General features: G+C 76.5%; 15 protein-coding genes and 2 pseudogenes. 5 read left to right on the forward strand and 12 right to left on the reverse strand.

The features are described from left to right. Positions 1-555 (reverse strand): annotated as a pseudogene (locus HLB09_RS04190) (hypothetical protein); the annotation flags it as partial. 228 nt (positions 556-783) lie between these two features. Here HLB09_RS04190 and HLB09_RS04195 point away from each other — a divergent pair. From HLB09_RS04195 to HLB09_RS04205, 3 genes are read left to right on the forward strand one after another with little or no spacing between them, the layout of a single operon-like run. Further along, positions 784-1095, forward strand: a complete 312-nt coding sequence (locus HLB09_RS04195; RefSeq protein ID WP_171202151.1) for a hypothetical protein — start codon at positions 784-786, stop codon at positions 1093-1095. Beyond that, a complete protein-coding gene (locus HLB09_RS04200; protein ID WP_171202152.1) occupies positions 1092-3482 on the forward strand; it encodes a hypothetical protein in 2391 nt (796 codons plus the stop codon). Before HLB09_RS04195 ends, HLB09_RS04200 begins: the two co-directional genes overlap by 4 nt. Further along, positions 3479-4111, forward strand: a complete 633-nt coding sequence (locus HLB09_RS04205) for a hypothetical protein (RefSeq protein ID WP_171202153.1) — start codon at positions 3479-3481, stop codon at positions 4109-4111. The genes HLB09_RS04200 and HLB09_RS04205 overlap by 4 nt, the downstream gene beginning before the upstream one ends. Positions 4112-4152: 41 nt before the next feature. Here HLB09_RS04205 and HLB09_RS04210 read toward each other — a convergent pair whose 3' ends face one another. Continuing rightward, positions 4153-5544: a Cpe/LpqF family protein gene (locus tag HLB09_RS04210; RefSeq protein ID WP_171202154.1), complete on the reverse strand. Its 1392-nt coding sequence runs from the start codon at positions 5542-5544 to the stop codon at positions 4153-4155. Between the two features lie 123 nt (positions 5545-5667). Between HLB09_RS04210 and HLB09_RS04215 the strand changes: the two genes are divergently transcribed. Beyond that, positions 5668-6393, forward strand: coding sequence for a Mut7-C RNAse domain-containing protein (locus HLB09_RS04215; RefSeq protein ID WP_171202155.1), 726 nt, complete (start codon positions 5668-5670; stop codon positions 6391-6393). On the opposite strand, the gene HLB09_RS04220 is transcribed toward HLB09_RS04215, so the two are convergent. From HLB09_RS04220 to meaB, 10 genes are all read right to left on the reverse strand, one after another. After that, positions 6383-7594: a cytochrome P450 gene (locus HLB09_RS04220; protein WP_171202163.1), complete on the reverse strand. Its 1212-nt coding sequence runs from the start codon at positions 7592-7594 to the stop codon at positions 6383-6385. The two genes, HLB09_RS04215 and HLB09_RS04220, sit on opposite strands and share 11 nt — an antisense overlap. 85 nt (positions 7595-7679) lie before the next feature. After that, positions 7680-8102, reverse strand: a complete 423-nt coding sequence (locus HLB09_RS17690) for a cytidine deaminase (RefSeq protein WP_322790021.1) — start codon at positions 8100-8102, stop codon at positions 7680-7682. Further along, entirely contained in the window at positions 8099-9361 is a 1263-nt protein-coding gene (locus HLB09_RS17695; protein WP_212770530.1) for an ABC transporter permease, read from the reverse strand. The genes HLB09_RS17690 and HLB09_RS17695 overlap by 4 nt, the downstream gene beginning before the upstream one ends. Next, on the reverse strand, positions 9358-10512 hold the full coding sequence (locus HLB09_RS04230; RefSeq protein WP_171202156.1) for an ABC transporter permease: 1155 nt from the start codon (positions 10510-10512) through the stop codon (positions 9358-9360). The genes HLB09_RS17695 and HLB09_RS04230 overlap by 4 nt, the downstream gene beginning before the upstream one ends. Next, entirely contained in the window at positions 10509-12074 is a 1566-nt protein-coding gene (locus tag HLB09_RS04235) for an ABC transporter ATP-binding protein (protein WP_171202157.1), read from the reverse strand. The genes HLB09_RS04230 and HLB09_RS04235 overlap by 4 nt, the downstream gene beginning before the upstream one ends. 185 nt (positions 12075-12259) lie before the next feature. Next, complete coding sequence (locus HLB09_RS04240; RefSeq protein ID WP_171202158.1) at positions 12260-13333, reverse strand: BMP family lipoprotein; 1074 nt, start codon at positions 13331-13333, stop codon at positions 12260-12262. A 124-nt stretch (positions 13334-13457) separates the two neighbouring features. Further along, positions 13458-14747 (reverse strand): amidohydrolase, encoded by a 1290-nt coding sequence (locus HLB09_RS04245; protein WP_171202159.1) that lies wholly within the window; start codon positions 14745-14747, stop codon positions 13458-13460. Positions 14748-14811: 64 nt separating this feature from the next. Next, entirely contained in the window at positions 14812-15834 is a 1023-nt protein-coding gene (locus HLB09_RS04250; protein ID WP_171202160.1) for a hypothetical protein, read from the reverse strand. After that, positions 15828-16523, reverse strand: a complete 696-nt coding sequence (locus HLB09_RS04255) for a nuclear transport factor 2 family protein (RefSeq protein ID WP_171202161.1) — start codon at positions 16521-16523, stop codon at positions 15828-15830. The genes HLB09_RS04250 and HLB09_RS04255 overlap by 7 nt, the downstream gene beginning before the upstream one ends. A gap of 107 nt (positions 16524-16630) precedes the next feature. After that, entirely contained in the window at positions 16631-17590 is a 960-nt protein-coding gene (gene meaB, locus HLB09_RS04260) for a methylmalonyl Co-A mutase-associated GTPase MeaB (RefSeq protein ID WP_171202162.1), read from the reverse strand. On the opposite strand from meaB, the pseudogene HLB09_RS20310 reads away from it, so the two are divergent. Then, positions 17585-17706, forward strand: a pseudogene (locus tag HLB09_RS20310) (ribosome small subunit-dependent GTPase A); the annotation flags it as partial. The gene meaB and the pseudogene HLB09_RS20310 sit on opposite strands and share 6 nt — an antisense overlap.

Raw genomic sequence — 17706 nt, forward strand, 5'->3', positions numbered from 1 at the left:
GGCCGCCTCCGCCGCTGCGGCCCGGCGACGGCGCCGTCGCCCGCGACGCGGAGCGGGCTCGACCTCGGCCGGAGCCCGCTCGAGCGGCTCGTCGGCGAGGACGGCGCCCAGCCCGGGCACCTCCCGGACGCGGACGACGCCGTCGGGCGCCACCGTGACGGCGAGGGCGTCCGCGGGCAGCTGCAGGTCCGGCAGCGACAGACCGGTGGCCCCGCACCCGACGAGCGTGGTCCCCAGCGGGAGCCGGTGCACCCGCCCGGCCCCGTGCCCGCCGACGACGCGCAGCTCGGCGACGCCCGTCGGCGGCGCGGCGGGGCGGTCGGGCGGGTCGAGCGACAGCACGCTCCCAGGGCGCACGCCCGCCTCGCGCAGCGTCCGTGCGGCGTCGACGGACGCGCCGTCGACCCACAGCGGGGTCCGGGCGGCGAAGGCGGGGTGCACCTCGGCGCCCTGCGCCCCCCGCACCCGCGCGAGCAGGGGCGGGAGCAGCTCGGCGAGGGTCTGCCCCGGGTCGGCGTCGAGGAGCAGGTCGGCGTCGCGGCCCCCCGCGCGCACGGTGACGCTCCAGCGCACGCCCGCACCCCCGTCCGACCCGTCCCGCGCGCTCGTCGCGGCGCGCCGCCCTGGGCGGAGGCTAGCCAGCAGCGGCGACAGCGGCCCCGGGCGCGCCCCGGTCGGGTGAGGGCGGTGGCGCGTCCGGTGCCCGCCCGCGCGCAGCCCTCCCCCGGCGGCCGCGCCTGCACTACCGTCCCGACCGGACGGCACAGGCACCCAGGGGGACCCATGAGCACGGGCGGCGAGACCCTCGCGGTCGACCAGGTCGAGATGGAGGCCGCCCAGGACTCCTTCAACGACCTGGCCGCGGCGTACCGGAACGCCGGCGAGCCGCTCACGGCCGCCACCCAGGACGCGACGACGGGGGCCGGCCAGTTCGCCACCCACCTGTCTCCTGGGGTGGGCGCCTTCCTCGCGAGCTGGCAGGAGGCGCTGTCGGTCTGCTCCACCTCCGCGGGGCTCGTCGCCAGCAACATCGGGCGCACCGCCACCGACGTCAGCGCCGTCGACGTCGACGCCAGCACGGCCATCGTCCTGTGAGCGTCCACTACCGGATCGACGTCGACACCCAGGCGCTGATGTCCGCCCAGGACCGCCTGACCGAGCTGGCCACCGCGCTCACCGGCCGTGCGGACCAGCTGGACGCCGCACCGGGCTCGATGCCGGTCTGGCAGGGCGCGGCGCGCACCGCCGTCATGACGGAGGTCGCCGCGCTCGCCGGGCACACGCGCGGCTTCGCCCCCCTCTTCACCGCCGCGGCTGAGGGCCTCGCCCCCTTCATCACCGCGGTGGTCGACGCAGAGGCCAACGTCCTGCCCGACCTCGACTACCGCCGCCAGGCCGCGCTCAACCTCTACGACGACGACGTCCGGCAGTCCCAGGCCCAGCGGACGACCGCCTACGACGACATCCCCGCCGACGCGGGCGCCCAGCGCCGCATGTGGCAGATGGAGGCGGACTCGGCGCACTCCTACCGGACCAGCGAGGCGGCCGCCGTGCGCGACGGGAAGCTCACCGGCCTCGACGCCGAGTACGCCGAGCTCGTCGCTCGTCTCGAGACCGCCGCAGCCGCGGCGTCCGACGCCGTCGCCGCGGCCGTCGTGGCCGTCGCCCCCGACCAGACCGTCGCGAACGCCCTCGGCGGCGGTGGCCGGATGCCGCTGGTCGACCTCTTCTACGACCTCGCGACGGAGTCGCGCCAGGCCGGCATCGCCGCGGCCCAGCAGCTGCTCGAGCAGGGCGTCGACGCGTCCGCTGATCTCATCAGGGACATCGCCGAGCGCCAGGACGACCCGGCCTTCGCGGCGGGCTTCGCGAGCGCGGCGTCACCCGAGCAGCTCTCGCGACTGGTGATGCAGTGGTCGGGGACCCGGCAGGCGATGGTGTCCTCGTTGGCCACGCCCGAGCAGCTCGACGCCTACGACCGCCGGTACCGGGACGTCATCGCTGCGGTGAGCGGGACGCTGGGGACCGCCACTCGAGGCACGGGACAGTTCGCGCCGCCCGACGGCTACACGGAGCAGTGGGTCGACCTCCTCACCGGCGACCTCGCCACCGAGGGCGGCGAGGTGCTGCTCGGCCAGTCGGCCGCGGCCAGTCTCCTGCTGACCAGGGGCACGTTCTCCACGCCCTTCCTCGACCGCGTCGCCACGGCGGTCTACGACTACGAGCGGTCCGCCGGGGGGCGTCCCGTGTGGGGCCCGCGAGCCTCCGACGGCAGCTACGTCGGCGACGTCGTCGCTCCCTTCGGCCGGTCCGGCGTCGACGTCATGGCGAACGTGCTCCACGGCCTCGCGGGGAACGCCGAGGCGGCCCAGCGCTTCTTCACGGGCGGCGGTGTGGTGGACGCGACGGTCCTCGACCATGACGTCGAGGTCCAGGAGCGTCTGAAGTACCTCCTCCAGGACCGTAGGTGGCCCTACGACGACGCCGATGGCCTCGGTGCTGCTCTCGTCGCCGCGACGACGGAGCGCCGAGGACCCGACGAGGCGGGGAGGACGTCCGCGACACTGGCCGCGCAGGCCTTCGCGCTCGCGGGCGCGGTCGACGAAGAGGGTCACGGTGGCCGGAGCCTGCAGGAAGGGCTCCGGGACGACGTGGCGAAGATGCTGGCCTCCTACGGGTCCGACGTGACGCTGGCGGCTCTGCCGCTCGAGTCGGGGGGCGTCGCCTCGGACTACACGACCTGGACCCGCGACGAGGCGGGGGGCGGCTACGGCGCGCAGATCGACCGGCAAGCTCTGGAACGCCTCCTCGGCACGTTGGGTGAGGACCCCGAGCACCTCGGTGTGGTGGCGAGCGGCGTCGCCGCTGCCTCCCGCCTCGCCGTGGACGAGCTGCTCGCGGTGCAGATGGCCAGCACGGACGGGCAGGTCGCCGTCGACCTCCTGTCGGGGACGCCCGTGCCCGACCTGCAGGGGACGAGCGCGCGAGGTGCGGTCGCGGCTGCTCAGGTGCTCGCCTGGGGTCAGGAGGGGCAGGAGGACGACCAGGAGGCACAAGCCGCTCGGGCGGCCGCGGTGTCCCGGGCGATCGGCGCCGTCGCGGCGCTCCCGCCGCTGCAGGTGGCCGGGTACGGCGGCTTCGCCGTGGGCCGGCTGGTGGAGCTGTCCCAGACAGCCGTCACCGACGCTCCGCCCACGGGAGTCGACGACTACACCGCCATGTCGCAGCAGATGCGTGAGCAGCTCAGCGGCCAGCTCCTCGACCAGCTGCTGCAGCACGGCTACCTGGCCCCCGAGGTCTACGCGGCCGCTGGCCGGACGGACGCTCCCGGCCCCGGCGTGGTGACGTCCGTCGACGGGGTCCCGCGCGTGAGCTTCGGGTCCCAGGCGTACAGCGACTGGAGCCTGCGGGACGCCGATGGCTGGGTGCAGGACTGGGTCATCGGCCCCTACGCCGCTGCCATGCCGGACTTCGACGGATGAGGCTGCGCGCGGCGCTCTCGGCCTCCCTCGTCATCGTCCTGGTCGGCTGCTCGTCACCCTCGACGCCCAGCACCCCCACCGCGACGGTCACCCGCGCCGTGGAGCGCGACGGCCCTCCCGTCGGCTCCGGTGTCTGCGGGCTCTTCTCGGCGGAGGACGTCGACGCCGTCCTCTCCGGTCGGCGTGTCGTCCGCACCAGCGGCGGGTACTCGCTCGAGGACGGCGTCCCCACGGGTGGGCTGTGCGAGGTCTTCGTCGAGGGGGCCGACGAGCCAGCTCTCACGGGTTACGTCACCCCTCGCGGCACTGGTGGCGTCGACGTCGCCGCCACCGCTCGTGAGGGCTCCACCGACTTCACCTACCCACCGCAGCTGGTGCTCGGCTACGCAGACGGGTTGTCGGCGGGCGACTTCGCTGACGGCTCCCCCGCACCCGGTGCCCGAGCACAGCTGCTCACGACCGTCCCCGTGGGGTCTCGGACGCTCGTCTACGAGGTGACGGTGGTCCTCCGGCCCGGTACGAGCGGTCGAGATCTCGTGAAGGACGTCAGCGCGCTGTGCCTGCAGGCTGCGGACGCTCTGGGCCTGCCGCTCCTCGACGACGAGGGGGAGACCTCGCTCACCTCTTAGCCAGGAGCCCTGCCGCGGGCGCCTGACGAGCGGTGCAAGCCTCAGGCCTCGGCGATGATCCCCAGCGCGTCCTGCACCACCGCGAAGAACAACGGCTGGTCCACGGCCCCGCCGTCCGCCGCCTGCGCGACGAGCACGAGCTGCTCGCCGTCGGCGCGCTCGAGGTACCACGACGCCGCGAGGACGCCGGGGGCGCTGCCGCCCTTGAAGGCGGCGTAGTCCCAGACGTCCTCGTCGAGCGGGAGGCCGGGGTTCTCGGCGAGCACCTCGCGCACGGGCTCGAGGCCGGGCCGCCCGGCCAGCTCCTGCAGGCCGACGTGCGCACGGCAGACGTCCTCCGCCGACGCCCGCCACCCGACGTCCCGCTGCCAGACCGGCGTCGTGACGTCGGCGGCCTCGACCCCGCCGAGGTCCGACGGCAGCTCGGCGAGGAGCTGGCGCCGCTCGGCGACGTCCGCGTCGGGCCACCGCTCGAGCAGCGCGGGCGCGCCCCACCCGAGGGTGAAGACCTCGCGCGTGGTCAGGAACGGCACGAGCCCCGAGACGTCCTCGGTCCCGAGCGCCGTCACGGCCGCCTCGACGGCGGGGCGCCCCACCGTCGTCGCGAGGAGGTCCGCCGCCGTGTTGTCGCTGATGGCGATCATGCCGCCGGCCGCCTCTCGCACGCTGACGGCGGCGCCCTCCGGGGCGTCCTGCAGCTCGCCCGACGGGAGGCTCCGGACGTCGTCGGTCACCACGAGCTCGTCGTCCCACGCCAGCGAACCGTCCTCGACCGCGGCGGCGACGGCCCCGAGGACGTGGAGCTTGAACACCGAGCCCAGGGGCGCCGGCTCGTCGGCCGCGACGACGGCGGCCGGGTCGACCGGCACGCACGCGCCGTCCTCGACCCGGGCGGCCAGAAGGTGGGTCTCCTCGGCCAGGCCGGCGAGGTCGTCGGCCACCTCGCTCCACGACGTCGCCACCTCCCGCCCCGCGACGGTGTCCTCGGTGAAGAGGAGGCCGCCGATGACGCCGTCGGCGTCGACGACCACCTGCATCCGGTAGGCCGTGCCGGAGCCGGTCGCCAGCGACAGGAGGGCCTCGGTCTCCGAGCCGTCGAAGGCCGTCGGCGTCCACGGCCCCAGGGCCCGGAGCCCGTCGAAGACCTCGGCCACCGGCGTCGCGCCGAGCTGGTCGAGGAAGCCGGGCGAGAAGCGCTGCCGCGCCTCCTCGGGCGTCGGCCCCGCGCCGGCCGCCAGCTGGTCGAGCACCCACCCGGCCGCCTCGCCGACGGGCGTGCCGGGCAGCGCCACCGCCGACGGGCTCGCCGCGGGCGGCGACGGGGCACCGGTCGCCCCGCTCCCCGGCTCCGACCCGCCCGTGCACCCCGCCGAGACCAGCGCCAGGAGCGCCACCGGTGCCGCCGTGCGCGTCGCCCTGCCCGCTCGTGCCACGCCCCCACCGTCGCACGCCGCGGGGCGCCACCCCACCGGCGACCTGGTCGCCCCTCGTGGCCGTGCACGGTCACCGGCGACGACCGGGTCGCCGGTGCGACAACGCCGTCGCAGGCTGACAGGGTGCCCGGCACGGTCGTCGTCCTCCCGGACCCGTCGCTGCGCTGGCTGCTGCCGCCGCGCGACCGCGAGGCGGGGCGCCGCCTGCGCCACGACCCCGACGCCACGGCGCGGCACGTCGTCGAGGCCGCCGGCGTCCCCCGCACCGAGGTCGGCGCGCTGCGACGACGGGGAGCCCCGCTCGACCCGGCGGCCCGGCTCGAGGACGGCGACGTCGTCGAGGTCGCCCCGCCCTCGCGCCCGCAGCCGCTGCCCCCCGGGGGCCTCCTGCTCGACGTCCACCTCGGGACCCTCGCCCGTCGGCTGCGCCTGCTGGGACTCGACGCCGCCGACGACCCGGGCCTCGACGACGCCGGCCTCGTCGCCCGGGCGGCCGCCGAGGACCGCCTGCTGCTCACGCGCGACCGGGGCCTCCTGCGCCGTCGCGCCCTGCCCGCCGGCGCCCTCGTGCGCGGCGACGACCCCGACGACCAGCTCGCCGACGTCCTGGACCGCTTCGCCCCGCCTCTCGCCCCGATGACGCGGTGCACGCGCTGCGGCGGCCACCTCGAGCCCGTCGCGAAGGCCGACGTCACCGACCGCCTGCCCGCGGGCACGCGGCGCAGCTACGACGACTTCACGCGCTGCGCCCGGTGCGGGCACGTCTTCTGGCGGGGCGCGCACGCCGAGCGCCTCGACGCCCTGCTCGCGCGCGCGGCGCCGGGAGCGGCGGACGGCCTCAGACGGTGACGAGGAGGTCGCGCAGCGTGCGGATGACGAACCCGCCCGCCCACGCCGGCTCCGCGGCGAGCGCCAGGTCCGGCACCTCCCGCAGCACCGTCTCGAACGACGTCGTCAGCTCGAGACGGGCCAGCGGCGCCCCGAGGCAGAAGTGGATGCCCGCGCCGAAGGTGAGGTGCGCCGTGCTCCCCCGCCCCACGTCGAAGCGGTCCGGCTCGGGGAAGACCGCGCCGTCGCGGTTGGCCGAGCCGAGTAGGAGCGCCACCTCGGTGCCGCGCGGCAGGAGCGTGCCGTGGACCTCGAGGTCCTCGAGCACGTAGCGCTCGAACATCGGCAGCGGGGTCTCGAAGCGCAGCAGCTCCTCGACCGCCGTCGCGACGTCGACCTCCCCCGAGCGCAGCCGCGCGAGCTCTCCCGGGTGGCGCAGCAGGGACCACCAGCCGTTGGCCGTGGTCCCGACCGTCGCCTCGTGCCCGGCGTTGAGCAGCAGCACGCACGTGCCCACGAGCTCGTCGGGCGTCAGCCGCTCGCCGTCGTCCGCCACCTGCACCAGGGCGCTGAGCAGGTCCGCCCCCGGCGCGCGGCGGCGCTGGTCGGCGAGGTCGAGCAGGTAGGCGCCGAACTCCTCGCACGCGCGCACGGCCCGCTCGCCCGTCTCGCGGGAGGGCGCCAGCTCGTACATCGCGCAGATGTCGGCCGACCACGGCCGCAGGAGGTGGCGGTCCGAGGCGGGCACGCCGAGCAGCTCGCTGATGACCTCGACGGGCAGGGGCTCGGCCACGGCCGCCACGAGGTCGACCGGCGAGCCGTCGGAGCCGGCGTCCCGCAGGTCGCGGACGAGGCCCGCGGCGATCTCGGCGACGCGGGGCCGCAGGCCCTCGACCATGCGCGGGGTGAAGGCCTTGGACACGAGGCGGCGCAGCCGCGTGTGGTCGGGCGGCTCGACGTCGAGCATCCCCGCGCGCACGACCCTCCAGAAGGGCGCGAGGTGCGCCGGGTCGTCCGGCCGCCCCATCTCGGCGTGCGTGGCCACGTGCAGGTAGCTGCGCCCGAGCCGCCGGTCGCGCAGGAGCGCGCTGACGTCGGCGTGCCGCGAGAGCACCCACTGGTCCGTGGCCGCCGACCACGCCACGGGCGCCTCCTCGCGCAGCCGCGCGAAGACGGGGTGCGGGTCGGCGACGAAGGCGGCGTCCGTCGGCGCGTAGCCCAGGGCGTCCGCGGTGGCTGTGGCCGCCGGCGCGGTCGGGCCGGTGGCGCTGCTGGTGGCGCTGGTCGGGGCGCTCGTCACGGGGTCCTCACCGGCTCTCGAGGTCGTGGACGCCGAAGGCCTGCGGCAGGACGGCGCTCATGGGCAGGACGCCCTCGGGGGTGTCCACGAGGCACTCCGGGCCGCCGTGCTCCCACAGCAGCTGCCGGCAGCGCCCGCAGGGCATGAGCGGGGCGCCGGACCGGTCGACGCAGGCGACCGCCACGAGCCGGCCCCCGCCGCCGGCGAGGAGCGCGCTCGTCATGCCGCACTCCGCGCACAGCGCGACGCCGTAGGCGGCGTTCTCGACGTTGCAGCCCACGACGACGCGGCCGTCGTCGACGAGCCCGGCGACGCCCACGGGGAAGCCCGAGTAGGGCGCGTAGGCCCGGTGCATGACCTCGGTCGCCGCGGCCCGCAGGGACGGCCAGTCGACGCCGTCCCCCGCGGGCGTGGAGGCGGCGTCGCTCACGCCTGTCCCCGCCGGTACGGCAGACCCGCCGCGCGCGGCGGCCGCAGGCTCTGGGACGCCACCGCCAGCACGACGAGCGTGACGATGTACGGCGTCGTCGCGACGACCTGCAGCGGCAGGGAGTCGAGCAGCAGCCAGCCGAGCAGGGCGACGACGCCCGTAGCGCCGGCGAGCACGGTGGCCACCCGGCGGTGCCGGACGAAGGACACGACGGCCAGCACGAGCAGCACGACGGCGACGAGCAGCAGCAGCGCGATGACGGCGTCGGGCGCGCGCAGGCGCAGCGCGTCGGTGAAGCCGAACAGGAGGCTGCCCGACAGCAGGCCGCCCGGCCGCCAGTTGCCGAAGATCATGGCGGCCAGGCCGATGTAGCCGCGCCCTCCGGTCTGGCCCTCGATGTAGCGGCCGGCGAAGAGGACGAGGAACAGCCCGCCGAAGCCCGCGAGGGCACCGCTGAGGGTGACCGCGAGGTAGCGGATCCTGACGACGTCGACGCCGAGCGTCTCGGCGGCCGTCGGCGCCTCGCCGCTGGAGCGCCAGCGCAGGCCCAGACGGGTCCGCCAGAGCATCCACCCCACGAGCGGGAAGAGGAGGACGGCGGCGACCTGGAAGACGCTGACGTCGCGCGTCAGCCCGCCGAGGAGCCCCCCGAGGTCGGCCAGCACCGGCACGCGCGTGGCCTCCAGGCGCCCGAGGAGGTCCGGCCCGGAGGACAGCACCGGCAGCGAGACCCGGGGCACCGACCCGACGATGGACGCCGACTGCGTGGCGCCGCCGCCGGAGCGGCCGACGAGGAAGAGCTCCGAGAGGAAGCGCACGAAGCCCGCGGCCAGGAGGTTGATGGCCACGCCGCTGATGATGTGGTTCACCCCGAAGGTGACCGTGGCGACGGCGTGCAGCAGCCCGCCCAGCGCCCCGCCGACGACGGCGGCGAGCAGCGCGGCCCACGGCCCCCACTGGAAGCCGGCCCACCCGGCGCCCCAGGTGCCGAGGATGAGCATGCCCTCGAGCCCGATGTTCACGACGCCCGCGCGCTCGGCGATGAGGCCGCCGAGCCCGGCGAGGGCGATCGGCAGCGCGAGCACCAGCAGGGCGCCCGCGGTGCCCGAGCTCGTCAGGACGTCGGCGCCGGTGACGACCCGCGTCAACGACAGCAGGAGGACGACCCCCGCGACCGACAGCAGCAGCACCCGGCCGCGGGAGAGGCGGCGGCGGGGCGCGGCGGGGACGGCGGTGCGCTCGCTCGTGTCGACGGTCATGCCCGCCCCTCCCCCTGCTGGGCGGCGGCCGCGGGCACGGCTGCCGGCTCGGTGCGACCGCGCACGCGGCGGTCCTCGCGGCGGGCGAGCAGCCGCGCCGCGACCTCGTTGACGACGACGACCGTGAGGACGACGGTGCCCTGGATGATCGTGGAGACCGACGGCGGGATGCCCTGGGTCTCGAGGCTGGGTCCTGCGCGGTCGAGGAAGCTGAAGAGCAGCGCGGCGACGGCGATGCCGGGCACGGAGTTGCGCCCGAGCAGCGCCACGGCGATGCCCGTGAAGCCGAGGCCCGAGGTGAAGGAGGTCCCGTAGGAGTAGTCCTCCGACAGCAGCTCCGGCAGGCCGACGAGCCCGGCCAGGGCGCCGGAGAGCAGCATGGCGCGCAGCACCATCGCCTTGGCCGGGATGCCGCTGGCGACGGCCGCGGTCGGGTTGGCGCCGCTCGCGCGGAGCTCGAAGCCGAAGCGGGTGCGGCTCACGAGCAGGGCCACGACGACGCCGACCACCACGGCCACGACGATGAAGCCGGTCACCGGACGGGTGGGCGGCTGGAGGCCGAGGAGCAGGAACGAGTCCTGGAAGCCGGGCAGCCGGGCGCTCTCGCCGAGCGGTCTCGTCGTGGGGTTGCCCCCCTCGCCGGCCGTCGAGTCCCGGAAGGGCCCGGCGACGAGGTAGGCGGCCAGGCCGACGGCGATGCTGTTCAGCATGATCGTCGTGATGACCTCGTTGACCCCGCGGGTCACCTTGAGGACGGCGGGCACGGCCGCGTAGGCGGCGCCGGCGAGCATGGCGACGAGGACGATGACGAGGACGTGCAGCGGCATGGGGAGCGCGAGCTCGCCGCCGACGTAGGCCGCGCACACCGCCGCCACGCGGTACTGGCCCTCGACGCCGATGTTGAAGAGGTTCATCCGGAACGCGACGCTGACGGCGACCCCCGCGAGGAACAGCGGCACCGCGCCCGTGAGCAGCGTGCGGAGCTGGTTGGCCTGCCCCTGGGCGCTGCCGCCGAAGTCGACGAGCGCTCGGAGCGCCGTCAGCGCGTCGACGCCGAGGACCGTGAGGAGCAGGGCCGTGATGGCGAGGGCGATGAGCACGGCGACCGCGGGCGGGGCCAGCGCGGCGCCGAGGCGTCGGACGGCGGTCATCGCCGGTCCTCCTCGGTGGTGGTGCCGGCGTCGCCCGTGGCGGCGCCGGTCATGTAGGTGCCGAGCACCTCGGGCGTGACGTCGCGCGGGTCGAGCGTCGCCACGAGGCGGCCGCGGAGCATGACGTGGAGGACGTCGGACAACCCGATGAGCTCGTCGAGGTCCGCTGAGACGAGGACGGTGGCGAGGCCCTCGGCACGCGCGTCCCGCAGGCGCCCCCAGATCGAAGACTGCGCGCCGACGTCGACGCCGCGGGTCGGGTGCGCCGCCACGAGCACCTTCGGCTGCGCCTCCATCTCCCGGCCGATGACGAGCTTCTGCTGGTTGCCGCCGGACAGCGCGCCCGCGCGGACCTCCACGCCGGGGGCGCGGACGTCCCACTCGGCCATGATCCGGGCGGTCTGCTCCCGGGCCGCCCGCGGGTGCACGAGGAAGCGGCCGCCCGCGGGGGCGCTGCCCTGGTGCCCGAGGAGGCGGTTCTCCCACAACGGCGCCTCCAGCAGGAGGGCCTGGCGGTGGCGGTCCTCGGGGACGAAGGCCATGCCGGCTCCGCGACGGCGCAGCGTGGACGTGCGGGTGATGTCCTCGCCACCCAGCTCGACCGTGCCGGCGGTCGGGGCGAGGACGCCGAGCAGGGCCTCGACGAGCTCGCTCTGGCCGTTGCCCTCGACGCCGGCGAAGCCGACGACCTCGCCGCGGTGGACCTCGAAGGAGACGTCGTCGAGCACCCGCCGCCCGCCGCGCTCGACGGCGAGGCCGTGGACGGCGAGGGCCACCTCGTCGGTCACGGTCGAGGCAGCGCGCTCGGCCACGGGGAGCTCCGAGCCGACCATGAGCTCGGCGAGCTGGCGCGAGGTGACCTCGTCCGCGTCCACGGTCCCGACCGTGGTCCCGCGCCGCAGCACGGTGATGCGGTCCGCGACGGCCCGCACCTCGTCGAGCTTGTGCGACACGAAGACCACCGACAGGCCCTCGCGGCGCAGCTCGGCGAGGTTGGCGAAGAGCGCGTCGACCTCCTGCGGCACGAGCACGGCGGTGGGCTCGTCGAGGATGAGGACACGGGCGCCGCGGAAGAGGACCTTGGCGATCTCGACGCGCTGGCGGTCGGCCACCGACAGGTCCTCGACGACGGCGTCGGGCCGCAGGCCCAGGCCGTAGCGGTCGGAGATCTCGAGGATGCGGCGGCGGGACTCCGCGACGTCCAGGCGCGGTCCGCGGTGCGGCTCGCTGCCGAGCACGACGTTCTCGAGGACCGTGAAGTTGTCCGCCAGCATGAAGTGCTGGTGGACCATGCCGATCCCGTGGCCGATCGCGTCCCCGGGCGAGCGGAGCGTGACGACCTCGCCGTCGACGCTGATCGTGCCCTCCTCGGGCACGTGCATGCCGTACAGCGTCTTCATGAGCGTCGACTTGCCGGCGCCGTTCTCGCCGACGAGCGCGTGCACCTCGCCGCGTGCCACGGACAGGTGCACGTCGCGGTTGGCGACGACGCCGGGGAAGCGCTTGGTGATGCCGCGCAGCTCGATGGCCGGCGGCGCAGCCGCGTCGGGCGCGGACGTCACGGGACCTCCAGGGTGGTCGCCAGGGGGGAGAGCGCCGCGGCGGCCGCAGGGGCCTCGTCGCGCGCCCAGGGAGGGTACGCCAGGCCGGCCGGCGCGAGGACGCGCGCGGGGACGGCCGGCGCCGGACGCGCAGCGGGGCGGGGGACGCCGCGCGCCCTCCGCCCCGCTGCCCGCCGCGGCGGGTGTCAGCTCGCCGGCGTGGCCGAGACCTCGATCTCGCCGTCGACGATCTGCTGCTTGTACTCCTCGAGCTGGGGCACGAGGTCGTCGATGAAGCCCCCGGTCGTGGAGTACCCGACCCCGTCCTCGGCGAGGGTCAGGTTCTGGCTGTCGACCGAGCCCTCCTCGACGATGGTCGTCAGCGACTCGTAGACCGCCGCGTCGAGGTTCTTGAGCATCGACGTGAGGATGTGCTCGGCCAGGGCCGGGTCGCCGATGGTGTTGTACTGGTCCTGGTCGACGCCGATGCCCCAGACGTCCGCCGCCGCCGCCGCCTCGAAGACGCCGACGCCCGAGCTGCCGGACGCGTGGTAGAGGACGTCAGCGCCCTGCTCGATCTGAGCCTCGGCCGCGACGCGGGCCGCCGCCGGGTCGTTGTAGCCGTCCTCCGGGCCGGGCTCCAGCGTCGCCGTGAGGACCTCGATGTCCGGGTTCACGGCCTGGGCGCCCTGCGTGTAGCCGGCGCGGAAGCCCTCGATGAGCTCGCTCGTGTTGGCGCCGACGTAGCCGACGACGCCCGTCTCCGACGTGAGGGCCGCCGCCGCGCCGACGAGGAAGGACCCCTGCGGCTCGGCGAAGGTGAGGACGGCGACGTTGGCGCAGTCCGAGGGCCCGCCGTCGATGCGGATGAACTGGGTGTCGGGGTACTCGGCCGCGACGGTGTCCATGTCCTCCGAGAACTGGAAGCCGTTGCCGATGATGGGGTTGTTGCCGGCGTCGGCGAGCTGGCGCAGGAGGTCGCCGCGGTTGCTCCCGTCGGCGTTGGGGCTGAGCTCGGTGGCCTCGAAGCCGATCTCCTCCTGGGCCTGCTCGAGGCCCGCGACCGTCGCGTCGTTGAAGGAGAGGTCGCCGCGGCCGCCGCTGTCGAAGGCGAGGCCGACGCTCGTCACCTCGTCGATGGTCACCTCGTTGCCGCAGGTGCTCCCGCCGCCCTCGGTGCTGGTGCTGCCACCGGCCTGCGGCGGGGCGTCCTCGGCGCAGCCGCTGGCGACCAGCAGCGCGGCGAGGGTGAGCGCTGCTCCGGGAAGTGTGCGACGCACGCGCGTCTCCTCTCGTGTGGGCCCGCGCGCGGGGTTCGCGGCGACGGCCGAGGAGAACGGTAGACAGCGCGGAGGGGTGCCGGTGACGACCGGGCGGCATCCGGCCGCTGTCGTGCCGCAGTCGTTACCCGGGCTGCCCGCTCTGCCCCGTCTGGGCCTCCCCCGGCCGGCCCGGGCCGTCGGCGGCGCCGTCACCCAGGAGGGCCACGGCGGCGAGCAGCCGCACCCCCACCTCGACGGCGGCCTCGTCGGCGACGAAGTCGCCCTGGTGGAGGTCGTACGTCCGCCCGCCGGGGGTGCGGGTGCCGAGGCGCGCGAGCGCCCCGGGGGCGCCGTCCTGCAGGTACCAGCCGAAGTCCTCGCCGCCGAGGCTCTGCTCGGTGCGGGCCTCCGCGCCCTCCGGGAGGACGAGCCGCGCGGCGTGCTGCAGCACGGCGACGCTGCCCTCGTCGTTGTCCACCGGCGGGACGCTGGGGGTGACCTCGACCACGGCCTCGACGTCGTAGGGGGCGGCGACGGAGGCGACGACCTCCTCGAGCAGCTGCCCGGCCTCCTTCCAGGCCGCGACGTCGAGCACGCGCAGCGTGCCCTCGACGCAGCCCTCGACGGGGATGGCGTTGGGCGCGCCACCGGCCTCGACGCGCCCCCACGTGAGGTTGACGCCCGTGCGCGGGTCGAGCCGGCGGGAGAGGACGGCGGGCAGCGCGGTGATGACCTGCCCGAGCGCGAAGACGAGGTCGCCGGTGAGGTGCGGGCGCGAGGTGTGGCCGCCGCGCCCGCGCAGCCGCACGAGGACGTGGTCGGAGGCCGAGGTGATGGGGCCGTGGCGCAGGCCGACGCGGCCGACGTCGAGGCGCGGGTCGCAGTGCACCGCGTAGAAGCGCTGCACGCCCTCGAGGACGCCGGTCGCGAGCACCTCGACGGCGCCGCCCGGGGTCACCTCCTCCGCCGGTTGGAAGAGCAGGCGCACCCGGCCGGGCAGGAGCCCGCGGCGCTCCGCCTCGACGAGCACGAGCGCGGCGCCGAGCACGACGACGGTGTGCAGGTCGTGGCCGCAGGCGTGCGCCGTCCCCGGCGTGGTGGAGGCGAAGGGCAACCCGGTGGTCTCGGACACCGGCAGGGCGTCGATGTCGGCGCGCAGCACGACCGGGGCGGCGTCGGGGTCGCCGACGTCCGCGACGAGGCCCGTGCCCGGCAGCAGCTGCGGCGCCAGGCCCGCCGCCTCGAGGCGCTGGGCGAGCAGGTGGGTGGTCCGATGCTCGTGGTGGCCGAGCTCGGGGTGGGCGTGGACGTCGCGCCGCAGCGCGAGCAGCTCGGGCACGAGGGTCGGGACGAGGGCGTCCACCACGGCCCGGACGCGCTCGTCCCGCTGCGCTGCGGCGTCCGGCGCGGTGCCCGTGGGGGTGCTCGTCACGGGCGTCGACGCTACCGCGCGCGGGCGGGCGCTCCCCCGCCCGACCGCCGGGCGGGACGCGCCCTCAGCGCGACGCCGTCACCAGCGCCTGCGACTCCGCCACCGGCACGGCGTCGTCCGCGGTGCGCACCAGCCCCTCGAGGTCGCCGCCCGAGCCGTCGCTGGCGGTGTACGCGGCCGACCACGTGGTGCTCAGGTCGAGGGGCATCCCGCCGGGGAAGGCCGCGGACGACCGGGTGAAGGTGACCGTGCAGCCGGCGCTCTCGGGCAGCCCCGGCGCCCACGCCGTGCGCGCCCGCTCGGGGGAGCACGTCTCGGCCCCGGCGGGGCTGCTCACCGACAGCCCGCCGGTCGTCGCCGTCACCTCGGCCCACACGGAGCCCACCTGCGCGCGGATCGTGCGGGTGCCCGTGTCGCCGCCGACGGCGTCGGGGTCGGTGACCCAGAACCACGTCGGCAGGCCGACGAAGGTGGCGCCGAGCCCGGACGAGCGCGGGTTGCGGTCCACCTCGGGGTCGGGGACGACCATCTCGTCGCGGGCGAGCTCGGCGAGCGCGGCGGGGTCGACCTGCGGGGCGGGCGGCGCCCCCGCGGGGAAGGCGGCGTACTGGACGACGGCCGGACCGCTCGGCGAGGCGAACGTGCCCTGGCCCGCGAAGCCCGCGAGCCGGCCCACGTCCGTCTCGGCGCAGTGGGCCACGTACCAGGTGAGGTCGGCGCCGGCGGCCTCCGCGGCCGCGGCCGCCTCCCAGTCCTCGAGCGAGCCGTAGACGCCGCGCCACCCGGAGAAGGTGATGGTGTACTCGCGGACCCGGTCCTGGAACCAGCCGACCATCGCCGCCGCGTCCCCGGACGGCGCCTCGTACGGCGCCTCCCACCAGCAGGTCGCCGGCACGCCGCGGGACACGGTGCCGCCGCCCGCCGGGGCGGCGTCGCCGCTGAACGTCACCGAGGCCGTCACCTCGTAGCCGCCGCCGGTCGAGGTGCCCGAGCCGTAGGAGTCGGCCGACGCCGCGGGCGCCGCCACGACGAGGGCCGCGGCGGCCGCCGCCGCCGCGAGGAGGCTCCGTCGCAGGTCCGTCAGCACAGCCCCTCCACGATCCCGTAGGACGACACGCGCCAGGCTCCGCCCTCGCGCACGAGCTCCGTGCGCAGGCTCGTCGGGCCCCGGGGCGCCTCCTGGGGCGCCCCCCGGTCGTCGATCTCGACGTCCTGGGCGAGGGAGCACCCCTCGACCACCGCTGTGTCCCCGTCGACGACCACCGCGTCGGCCACGGTGGTGGCCCGCCCGGAGAGGCGGACGTCCCTCGCCGCCAGGTCGTCCGCGTAGGTCCGCACGGCGGCGAGGGCCTCGCCCGTGGCCACCTCGCCCATGGCCGTGGGGTCGAAGCGCGGGACCCCGAAGGTGACGGCCAGCTGCTCCCAGAAGGCCTCCCAGGCGGCCACGACCGCCACCTGCTCGCCGCTCACCGGGGTCGTCACGCGCAGCTCGGCCTCGTGGGGCGGCTGGTCCGGTGCGGTGCGCGGCGTCTCCTCCACGACGAGGACGTCGCCCTCGACCGCGGAGGGCGCGCTCGGCCCGGCCCCTCCGTCGCCACCGGTGGGCGAGGGAGCAGCGCTCGGCGGGGTGGGCGCCGGGTCCACCGCCGGGGACGAGCCGGTGACCGTGCCGTCGGGGACGACGACCTCGGCCCCCGACCCGCCGGAGCACCCGACGAGCAGGGCCGCGGCGCAGGCGAGGGGCAGCGCCGTCCCCACCGCACGTCGTCCTCGCACGGCGCGACAGTAGCGACGGGCGCAGCGGCACGAGCGCTGCGCCGTCCGCTCGGCCACGCCCTCACCCGTCCGTGGCTCCCGCGCCGCCCACCGGGGGCAGCCGCGTCTCAGCCGAGCCGCTCGACGACCCGCCGCGCCGCCTCGGTGGCCGGGACCCGACCGGACCGGACGTCCTCGGCGGCGGCCGCGAGGTCCGCCCGCGCCGCCGGCTCCTCCAGCCGCGCGAGCAGCGCGTCGCGCACGGCGGCGCGCATCCAGTCGACCTGCTGCTGCCCGCGCCGCCGCGCCAGCTCGCCGGCGCCCTCGAGGGTGCGGCGGTGCGCGAGCACGGCGTCCCACACCTCGGCGACGCCCCGGTCCTCCACGGAGCTGGCCTCGAAGACGGGCGGGTGCCAGAGCGCGTCGGGCGGGGTCACGAGCCGCAGCGCCGAGCGCGCCTCGGACGCCGCGGCCCGCGCGTCGGCGGCGTGCGGCCCGTCGGCCTTGTGCACGACGAGCAGGTCGGCGAGCTCCAGCACGCCCTTCTTGATGCCCTGCAGCGAGTCGCCCGTCCGGGCGAGGACGAGCACGCAGAAGGTGTCGACCATCTGCGCGACGACGGCCTCGGACTGGCCCACGCCGACGGTCTCGACGACGACGACGTCGTACCCGGCGGCCTCGAGGACGACGACGGCCTCCCGCGTGGCCCGGGCGACGCCGCCGAGCGTCCCCGCCGTCGGGGACGGGCGGACGAAGGCCGCGGGGTCGGTGGCCAGGCGCCCCATCCGCGTCTTGTCGCCCAGGATCGACCCGCCGCTGCGGCTGGAGCTCGGGTCGACGGCGAGGACGGCCACCCGGTGCCCCGCCCCGGTGAGGCGTGTCCCCAGCGCCTCGACGAAGGTCGACTTCCCGACGCCGGGCACGCCCGTGACGCCCAGGCGCACCGCTCCCCCGGCGCGCGGCAGCAGGGCCGTGAGGAGCTCCCCGGCGCGCTCGCGGTGGTCGGGCCGGCGCGACTCGACGAGGGTCAGCGCCCGGGCGACGTCGCCCCGCCGCCCGGCGAGCACCCCCTCCGCCAGCGCCGGCACACGTCCTCCTCCGCGCTCGCGCTGCGGCTGCCCGGCCCCGCGGGCGGGCCGCCCGAGGGCTGGGTCGTCGACACGCCGGGCGTCCGCTCGTTCGGGCTGGCGCACGTGCGCCCCGG

Source organism: Pseudokineococcus marinus (assembly GCF_013004605.1).
GTDB lineage: Bacteria > Actinomycetota > Actinomycetes > Actinomycetales > Quadrisphaeraceae > Pseudokineococcus > Pseudokineococcus marinus.

Bases quoted from the DNA above. Each gene is read 5' to 3' on its own strand.
- HLB09_RS04195 (WP_171202151.1), top strand. From the start codon at position 784: ATGAGCACGGGCGGCGAGACCCTCGCGGTCGACCAGGTCGAGATGGAG.
- HLB09_RS04205 (WP_171202153.1), top strand. From the start codon at position 3,479: ATGAGGCTGCGCGCGGCGCTCTCGGCCTCCCTCGTCATCGTCCTGGTC.
- HLB09_RS04230 (WP_171202156.1), bottom strand. From the start codon at position 10,512: ATGACCGCCGTCCGACGCCTCGGCGCCGCGCTGGCCCCGCCCGCGGTC.
- HLB09_RS17695 (WP_212770530.1), bottom strand. From the start codon at position 9,361: ATGACCGTCGACACGAGCGAGCGCACCGCCGTCCCCGCCGCGCCCCGC.